The organism is Arthrobacter sp. SO5, assembly GCF_020532805.1.
Taxonomy (GTDB): domain Bacteria; phylum Actinomycetota; class Actinomycetes; order Actinomycetales; family Micrococcaceae; genus Arthrobacter.
Window position 1 is genome coordinate 22867 of record NZ_MQTQ01000050.1, and the last position, 6415, is coordinate 29281.

Annotated in this window: 3 protein-coding genes and 2 tRNA genes; 3 read left to right on the forward strand and 2 right to left on the reverse strand. The window is 66.1% G+C overall.

The features are described 5' to 3' along the window. Positions 1 to 97 precede the first annotated feature (97 nt). The 3 genes from BJG92_RS08710 (at position 98) to BJG92_RS08720 (ending at position 3675) form a co-directional block, all read left to right on the forward strand. On the forward strand, positions 98 to 3118 hold the full coding sequence (locus BJG92_RS08710) for a UPF0182 family protein (RefSeq protein ID WP_232083636.1): 3021 nt from the start codon (positions 98 to 100) through the stop codon (positions 3116 to 3118). Positions 3119 to 3338: 220 nt separating this feature from the next. Then, positions 3339 to 3412: transfer RNA gene (locus BJG92_RS08715), tRNA-Met, on the forward strand. Between the two features lie 189 nt (positions 3413 to 3601). After that, positions 3602 to 3675 (forward strand) — tRNA-Met (locus BJG92_RS08720). Between the two features lie 92 nt (positions 3676 to 3767). Here the strand turns inward: BJG92_RS08720 and BJG92_RS08725 are convergent. Next, positions 3768 to 5207: a deoxyribodipyrimidine photo-lyase gene (locus BJG92_RS08725; protein WP_232083637.1), complete on the reverse strand. Its 1440-nt coding sequence runs from the start codon at positions 5205 to 5207 to the stop codon at positions 3768 to 3770. A gap of 146 nt (positions 5208 to 5353) precedes the next feature. Next, positions 5354 to 6139: a PspA/IM30 family protein gene (locus BJG92_RS08730; RefSeq protein ID WP_232083638.1), complete on the reverse strand. Its 786-nt coding sequence runs from the start codon at positions 6137 to 6139 to the stop codon at positions 5354 to 5356. Positions 6140 to 6415: the final 276 nt, after the last annotated feature.

A 6415-nucleotide genomic window follows, 5' to 3' on the forward strand; every position in this document is an offset into this window, starting at 1 on the left:
ATGCAGCAACACCGCATGTCACATCGCTGCACCGCTCTTCGAGTAACACCAGATGACTTAAAACCAGTAACTGACGACCAGCTATGAGGTACCGAGTTTGTCCCGTCCCCCCAGCACTGTCCCGCCCGGAAGACCGCAGCGACGACGAGGCGCACTGACGCCGACGTTGATTGTTGTGGCCGTGATCGTGGTCGGCTTCATTTTCTTCGCCAATGTCTGGACGGACGTCCTCTGGTACCAGCAGCTGGGCTTCTTCGAAGTCTTCCTGACCGAGAACCTCTCACGGATTGCCATCTTCACGGTCGGTTTCGTCCTCATGTTCGCGGCAGTTTTCTTCGCCATCCGGATCGCCTACCACGCGCGGCCAGTGTATGCGCCGGATTCGGACATCCGCGACAACCTGAACCGTTACCAGGTCCAGCTTGAACCGGTCCGCCGCTTTGTCATGATCGGCCTGCCCGTTCTGTTCGGCCTGTTCGCCGGGAGCGCCGCAGCGAGCCAGTGGCAAAAAGTGCTCCTCTTCCTGCACCAGGAGCCGTTCGGCCAGACCGATCCGCAGTTCGGGCTGGACATCAGCTTCTACCTGATGACGCTGCCTTTCCTCGGTTTCGTCATCGGATTCCTGATCAGCGTGACGATTGTCGCCGGTATCGCGGGCATCCTGACGCACTACCTGTACGGAAGCATCCGGATCATGGAACGCGGCATCTTCACCAGCCGGGCCGCCCAGATCCACCTGGCCGTCACGGGCGGGGCCTTCCTGGTGCTCCTCGGAGTCAACTTCTGGCTGGACCGCTACGCTGCGCTCCAGAACAGCGGCGGACGCTGGGCCGGTGCGCTGTATACGGACGTTAACGCCGTGATCCCCACCAAGGCCATCCTGGCCGTGGCCGCCGGCCTCGTCGCCGTACTCTTCATCGTCGCTGCCGTCATCGGCAAGTGGCGGCTGCCGGTGATAGGCACCGCCATGCTGGTTATCACCGCGATTCTCGCCGGCGGGGTCTACCCCTGGGTCATCCAGCAGTTCCAGGTCCGGCCCTCGGAGCAGACGCTCGAGAAGCCCTTCATCGAGCGGAACATCAAGTTAACGCGCGCCGCCTACGGCCTGGACCAGATCCAGGAGAAGCGCTACAACGCCACGACGAACGCCACCACGGGGGCCCTCGCGCCGGACGCGCAGACCACCGCGAACATCCGCCTGCTGGACCCCAACCTCATCTCGGACGCGTTCTCGCAACTGGAGCAGTACCGGCCGTACTACCAGTTCCCCAGCGCCCTGAATGTGGACCGCTACGAAATCGACGGGAAGATCCAGGACACCGTCATCGCCGTCCGGGAGCTCAATCCGAACGGGTTGAGCGCCAACCAGCAGTCCTGGCTCAACCGCCATGTCGTGTACACGCACGGCTACGGCATCGTCGCTGCGAAGGGCAATAAGTTCACGGTCGACGGCAAGCCCGAGTTCCTGCAGTCCGGCATCCCCTCCACCGGTGCGCTCGGCAACGATTCGACGTACCAGCCGCGGATCTACTTCGGCGAGAACTCACCGGAGTACTCCATCGTGGGCGCTCCCGAAGGCGCCCCGCACCGTGAGCAGGACCGGCCCGCGGCCAAGGAAGGCGACGGCGAAACGCAGTACACGTTCACCGGCAACGGCGGTCCCAATGTCGGCAGCTTCTTCAACAAGGTCCTGTACTCGATCAAGTTCCAGTCCTCGGATCTTTTGCTCTCCGACGGAGTCAACGCCAACTCCCAGGTCCTCTACGACCGCAACCCCCGGGACCGCGTCGAGAAAGTCGCCCCGTACCTCACCGTGGACGGCAACGCGTACCCGGCGGTCGTCGACGGCAGGGTGAAGTGGATTGTGGACGGGTACACCACCAGCCAGTATTATCCGTATTCGCAGCAGGAACAGCTCTCCTCGGCCACCGCGGACTCGCAGACGACAGCGGGCCGGACGGCGGCTCTGCCGAACAACTCGGTCAACTACATCCGCAACTCGGTCAAAGCCACGGTCGACGCCTATGACGGCTCCGTGACGCTTTACGCATGGGATGACCAGGACCCGGTGCTGAAGGCCTGGCAGAACATCTTCCCGACGTCGCTGAAGCCCTTCTCGGAGATGTCCGGCGCGCTCATGAGCCACGTGCGCTACCCGGAGGACCTGTTCAAGGTCCAGCGTGAACTCCTCGGCCGATACCACGTCACCCAGGTGGACAACTTCTACACCAACAACGACGCGTGGAGCGTGCCCAACGACCCCACGGTCAAGGATGAAGTCAAGCAGCCCCCGTACTACATGTCCCTGAAGATGCCCGACCAGGAGAAGCCGGCGTTCCAGCTGACCTCGTCCTTCATCCCGCAGGTAGTCAACGGCAACGCCCGGAACGTGCTCTACGGCTACCTGGCCGCGGACTCGGATGCCGGAAACCAGAAGGGCGTGAAGGCGGAGAGTTACGGCCAGCTCCGGCTCCTGCAGATTCCGCCGGAGACCCAGGTGCCCGGGCCAGGCCAGGCGCAGAACAAGTTCAACTCGGACCCCACGGTGTCGCAGGCGCTGAACCTGCTGCGCCAGGGTGCGTCGGCGGTACTCAACGGCAACCTGCTCACGCTGCCGGTGGGTGGCGGAATGGCCTACGTCCAGCCCGTCTACCTCCGGTCCACGGGTGAAACCTCGTATCCCACGCTGCAGCGGGTCCTCGTGGCGTTCGGTGACAAAATCGGCTTCGCGCCGACCCTCGACGAGGCGCTGAACCAGTTGTTCGGCGGCGCGTCCGGAGCGACAGCGGGCGACTCGGCCAACAACGGCCAGACGCCGGCCACTCCGGCCCCGGACGGTTCGACGCCGCCGGCCACCGGATCCGCTGATGCGAGAGCGGAACTGAAAGCTGCCCTGGAGGAAGCGAACGCAGCCATCAAGGCGGGCCAGGAAGCCCTCGCGAAGGGCGACTTCACAGCCTACGGGGACCAGCAGAAGCGCCTCGCTGCGGCCCTGCAGAAGGCGCTCGACGCCGACAGCAAGCTCGCGGTGGCACCGGTGGCGTCCCCGCCTGCCACCCCGGCGCCGAGCGGCACCGCCTCCCCGCCGGCCACGCCGGCGCCGACGCCAAGCAGTTAACGCATGGGCCGTTACCGCGCGGGCCGTTGACCGCCGTCTACTGACATCGCGCAGCCAAGGGCACTGCTGAAGGCCGGGTTCCCGCCCCGTGAGGGCGGGAACCCGGCCTTTCCCGCACCCGCGGGCGGAGTGACTGCGGAAGGCCGCCAGCCCGGGAGATGCACATCACGCCACCGCGATTTGGCCTGAAGTTCACCGGCAGGTAGAGTTGATCTTGCGACGCGGGGTGGAGCAGTTCGGTAGCTCGCTGGGCTCATAACCCAGAGGTCACAGGTTCAAATCCTGTCCCCGCAACTGAAGAGAAGGTCCGGAACACTGGAAACAGTGTTCCGGACCTTCTGCTTTAACCCCCTGTCGGCTTGGGTCCGGCACCCTCGGCTGCCGTCCGGGGTGCACAACAGGGCCCGGCGGGGGATGCCTCGGTAGGCCGCCGGCGGCGGTGGACGGGACGGGTCCAAATGTAGGGTAGGGTTGATCTTGCGACGCGGGGTGGAGCAGTTCGGTAGCTCGCTGGGCTCATAACCCAGAGGTCACAGGTTCAAATCCTGTCCCCGCAACTGAAGAGAAGAAAAGGCCCGGATCTTGTGATCCGGGCCTTTTTGTCGTCCGGCCCCGTGTTCCCTCCCCAGGGGCCCCTCCCGGGGGCCCCTCACCCCTCTTTGAGCCGCTGGTAGGTGTCCAGCGCCCTCGCCCGTGATTCCGGCAGCCCCACGATCGGCGCCGGATAGTCCGGTGCCCCGCCGTCGGCCCGCCAGGGTTCGTGGATCATTTTCTGGTCCAGTCCTGACAATTCGGGGAGGTATTCGCGCAGGTAGCGCGCCTCGGCGTCGAACTTCTTGCTCTGGGTGACCGGATTGAAAATGCGGAAGTACGGCGAAGCATCGGCGCCCGAGCCGGCAACCCACTGCCAGTTGGCCGGGTTGCTTGCGGCATCGGCGTCGACCAGCGTGTCCCAGAACCAGGCCTCGCCAAGCCGCCAGTCGGCCAGCAGGTTCTTGACCAGGAAGGACGCCGCCGCCATCCGGACCCGGTTGTGCATCCAGCCGGTCTGCCAAAGCTGGCGCATGCCGGCGTCAACCAGCGGATACCCCGTCCGCCCCTGCTGCCACGCGGCCAGCTCGGCTTCCGACGGCGCCTGCCAGGCGAAGAGGTCGAACTCGGGCCGGAAGTTCCGGGTGGCCAGCCGGGGGTTCTCGTAGAGCAGTTGCCAGCAGAATTCGCGCCAGCCGAGTTCGGCACGGAAGATCCCGACGTCGGCGGGTCCGCCTTGAGGGAAGCGTCCCCGGAGGGCGTGCCAGATCCGGAACGGGCTGATTTCACCAAAGCGCAGATGCGGGGAGAGCCGGCTGGTGCCCTCGGTGCCGGGAATGTTCCGGCCGGTCCCGTACTCCTCGGCCGGGCCCTCGATGAAGTCGTCAAGCCGGCGGTGTGCCCCCGCTTCCCCTGGGGTCCAGGTGGTGGCGAGTCCCGCGCTCCAGTCCGGCCGGCGGGGGAGCAGTCCCCAGCTGGCAAGGTCATCGCCCGCGGGCAGGTGGTCCCCTGCGGCCCGGGCAGGGGCCGGGAGCGTGCGCGGTGCCTCTAGCGGCAGCCGGGGCTCGGATGCGTCCAGGCAGGCCCTCCAGAAGGGGGTGAACACCTTGTACGGGCCGCCTGCGCCGGTGCGGACAGTCCAGGGTTCGAACATGAGGCTGGCCTGGAAACTTTCGGCACTGAGGCCCTGGTCCGCGGCCCAGCTCTTGACTCCGGCGTCCACCGCCCGTTCGGGGCCGCCGTAACGGCGGTTCCAGAGCAGCGTCGAGGCGCCAGTTTCCGCGGCAAGCTCGCGGATGATGGCGTCGGCCGGGCCTCGGCGCAGCAACAGGCGCGACCCCGCTGCGGCCAGATCAGCGGCAAGCGCCGTCAGGGAATGGTGCAGCCACCACTTGGCCGCCCCGCCGAGAGGGCGGACGCCGGGTGAGGCCTCGTCGAGAATGTAGACCACCGTAAGCGGCCGTCCCAGCGCCGCTGCTTCGGCCAGTGCAGGATTGTCGTCCAGCCGCAGGTCATCGCGAAGCCAGACAATGGTCGAAGACAGGGATCCCAAAGACATGAATCCACGGTACACGCGTGACCGCCACCACGGCGCGTCACGGCGGAGGCCGGGCCCCTGACGGCCGGCCCGTGGTGATGGCGGTGGTCAGGGGCCCGGCCTCGGGGGTCCGGCTCCGGGGACGGCGGAAGCCGCCGGGGGAGTGCCTAGAGCTTGTCGAAGTCGGCTTCGTCGACGGTGGAGCCGGCCTTTCGTCCCTCGCCGGCGCTGATGGCGGCCGGAGCGCCGCCGGACTTCAACGCGGCCAGCCGCGCCTCGATCTCGGTCTGCTCGCCGAGGTCCTCGAGCGAGTTGAACTGCGCGTCCAGGCTGGAAGCGGCGAGTTCCTGCTGGCCGCGGACCTTCGCCTCTTCGCGGCGGATCTTCTCTTCGAAGCGGCCCACCTCCGAGGTGGGATCCATGAAGTCGATGCTCTTGAGGGCATCGTGGACCTGGCTCTGCGCCGCTGCCGTCTTGGACCGGGCAACCAGTTCGTTGCGCTTGCTGGTCAACTCGTTGAGCTTGCCCTTCATCTGGTCCAGGCCGTGCTTGAGTTTGTCCACGACCTCGGACTGGGAGGAGATGCTCGGCTCGGCGGACTTTGCCTCGTTTTCCGCTGACATCTGGCGCTGCAGGGCCACCTTGGCAAGATTGTCGAACTTCTCGGCGTCGGTCGTGTCGCCCTTGGCGCGGTATTCGTCCGCCTTGCGTGAGGCGGCAAGGGCCTTGTTGCCCCAGTCCTTGGCGTTCTTGATGTCCTCGTTGTAATCATCCTGAAGCATGCGCAGGTTGCCGATGGTCTGGGCCACTGCGGCCTCGGCCTCGGCGATGTTGTTAGTGTAGTCCCTGACCATCTGGTCCAGCATTTTCTGCGGGTCCTCAGCCTGGTCCAGCAGGGAGTTGATGTTGGCCTTCGCCAGCTGCGCCATGCGGCCGAAAATGGACTGCTTCATGGTGTTACCTTTCGTCCTGCTCAGTGGTTCCACTGAATTCGGTGAACTATGTACGTACTGCTTCTATCCGCCGTCCGGGGCATTCCCGCCGGCGCCTAGTCTGAAGTTGCCCGTCTGAAACGGCCCGGCTGAAGTGGCCCGTCTGTGGCCGAGTTGCCGAGTTGCCGGCGGGGACCCGGGCCGGCTAGAAGCTGCCCGAGTCGCCGCCGCCGAAGTCGCCGCCCCCGCCGCCGCCGAAGTCTCCGCCGCCGCCCCAGCCGCCGGAATCTCCGCCGC